This window comes from Pseudonocardia pini, assembly GCF_013870575.1.
Classification (GTDB): Bacteria; Actinomycetota; Actinomycetes; order Mycobacteriales; family Pseudonocardiaceae; genus Pseudonocardia; species Pseudonocardia pini.
In genome coordinates this window covers 1-2,333 of sequence record NZ_JACBXB010000827.1, presented here as the reverse complement: position 1 = coordinate 2,333, position 2,333 = coordinate 1, and the positions used below count along the sequence as shown (strand labels likewise).

The following is a 2,333-nucleotide window of genomic DNA, read 5'->3' as shown; positions in this document are numbered from 1 at the left end:
GACGCCGGGAACTTGCACGTTCATGCTCTTGACAATCGCGTGGCGTGACAGGTTGGGACCCGTCCGTGACCTCGACGTCCTGCTGATGCGACTCCGCGGGGAGATCGCCACGCTGCCCGACCGTGAGCAGGCCGCCGGGGAGGCGCTCGTCGCCTCGCTCGAGGAGGAGCACGCGGCGGCCCGCGCCGAGATGCTCGCGGTCCTCGGCTCGACCCGCTACCAGGCACTCCTGGAGCGGCTCGCCGACTCGATCCGGCTGCCCCTGCCCACGCCCTCGGCCACCCAGGCCCAGCCGGAGCTCGTCGACCTGGTCCGGCTCGAGGTCAAGAAGCTGACCAAGGCCGTCCGGCGCGCGGGCGACGACCCGCCGGACCAGACGCTGCACGACCTGCGCATCCAGGGGAAGCGGGTGCGCTACGTCGGGGAGCTGGTCGAGCCGATGCTCGGTGCGCCGGTGAAGCGGCTGCTCAAGGCCACCGCCGGGCTGCAGGAGGTGCTCGGCGACCACCAGGACGCGTGCGTGGCCGAAGAGCGCATCCGCGGCCTGCTCGACGGCCTGGGCGAGTTCCCCGACGCCCACGTGGTCTTCGTGGCCGGGCGGCTCGTCGAACGCGAGCGGGCCCGGGCCACGGAGAAGCGCGCGGAGTGGTGGACGGCGTGGGAGCACGTCTCCGCCCGCGCGGGCGAGATCTAGCCGGCCAGCCGCCGCACGGCCTCGTCGATCCGCTCGTCCGTGGCCGTGACGGCGATGCGGACGTGCGAGGCCCCCGCGGGACCGTAGAACTCGCCGGGCGCGACCAGGATGCCCAGCGCGGCCAGCGAGTCGACCGTGTCGCGGCAGGGCCGACCCGCCGTCGTCCACAGGTAGAGCCCCGCCTCGGAGTGGTCGACGCGGTACCCCGCGCCCTCCAGCGCCACACGCAGCCGCAGCCTGCGCTTGTCGTAGAGCGCGACCTGCTCGGCGACGTGCGCGTCGTCCGCCGCGGCCGCGGCCATGGCCGCCTGCACCGGGAACGGCACGATCATCCCGGCGTGCTTGCGGATCTCGAGCAGCGCCTCGACCAGCGCGAGATCACCGGCCACGAACGCGGCCCGGTAGCCCGCGAGGTTCGAGGACTTCGAGAACGAGTGCACCGCCAGCAGGCCGGAGTGCGCGCCTCCCGAGACGGCGGGCGCGAGCACCGACACCGCGGGCTCACCGAAGGACAGCGAGAGGTAGCACTCGTCCGAGGCGACCACCGCGCCGGCCGCGCGACAGGCGAGAACGGACTCCCGCAGCGCCTCTGCATCCAGCACCCGGCCCGTCGGGTTCGACGGTGAGTTCAGCCAGACCAGCCGAGCACCGGCGGGCGGCGGATCCCCGTCGGCCATCCGCACCGGCGTGGCGCCCGCGATCAGCGCACCGACCTCGTAGGTCGGGTAGGCCAGCTCGGGGACGCCGACCACGTCACCGGGCCCCAGCCCCAGCAGCGTCGGCAACCACGCGACCAGTTCCTTGGAGCCGATCGTGGGCAGCACGGCGGCCGGGTCGACGGGCGCGCCGAAACGGCGGTCCAACGATCCGGCGATCGCCTCACGCAGGGAGGCGGGCCCGTACGTCGTCGGGTAGCCCGGAACGTCCGCCGCGGGTCCGGCCAGGGCCTCGCGGACGACGGCGGGAACCGGGTCGACCGGCGTCCCGACCGACAGGTCGACGAGACCCCGGGGATGAGCCTCGGCCGTGGCGCGAGCCCCGGCCAGGGAGTCCCAGGGGAAGTCGGGGAGAGCTCTCACTCGTCGTGCTCGACCGGCGCCATGCTCTTGATGGGCTCCGGGTCCGCCTCGGTCAGCCCGACCTTCGACGCGCCGCCGGGTGAGCCCAGCTCCTCGAAGAAGTCCGCGTTGGCCTTCGTGTACGAGCCCCACTGGTCCGGGACGTCGTCCTCGTAGTAGATGGCCTCGACGGGGCAGACCGGCTCACAGGCGCCGCAGTCCACGCACTCGTCCGGGTGGATGTAGAGCATCCGGCCACCCTCGTAGATGCAGTCGACCGGACATTCCTCGATACACGCCTTGTCCTTGAGGTCCACACAGGGCTCGGCGATCACGTACGTCACGGAAGGTCCTCCACAAGCAGGCGCTGTTTCTTGCGCTGGCGTTCTCCGTGGCAGGTTAACCCGCGGGCGACGACCTCAGCATGGGAAGGGGAGCCTCACCAGTGGGCCACGAGGACGCAGTGCGAGCGGCGATGGGCGAGCGGGTGGCCCTGCGGTTCCGGATCGGCGACCGCGAGGGCCGACCGCTGTTCACCGACGCCGTCGGGGTCCTGACCGACGGCGGCCCCGGCGTCGTCG

General features: G+C 72.8%; 3 protein-coding genes. 1 reads left to right on the top strand and 2 read right to left on the bottom strand.

The genetic code is table 11. The features are described from left to right. The coding region (locus H5J29_RS29555; RefSeq protein WP_181784255.1) for a CHAD domain-containing protein at positions 1 to 694 on the top strand (694 nt) is incomplete at its 5' end. Here the strand turns inward: H5J29_RS29555 and dapC are convergent. Next, entirely contained in the window at positions 691 to 1,773 is a 1,083-nt protein-coding gene (gene dapC / locus H5J29_RS29550) for a succinyldiaminopimelate transaminase (protein WP_181784254.1), read from the bottom strand. The two genes, H5J29_RS29555 and dapC, sit on opposite strands and share 4 nt — an antisense overlap. After that, positions 1,770 to 2,096, bottom strand: a complete 327-nt coding sequence (gene fdxA, locus H5J29_RS29545; protein ID WP_181784253.1) for a ferredoxin — start codon at positions 2,094 to 2,096, stop codon at positions 1,770 to 1,772. The genes dapC and fdxA overlap by 4 nt, the downstream gene beginning before the upstream one ends. Positions 2,097 to 2,333: the final 237 nt, after the last annotated feature.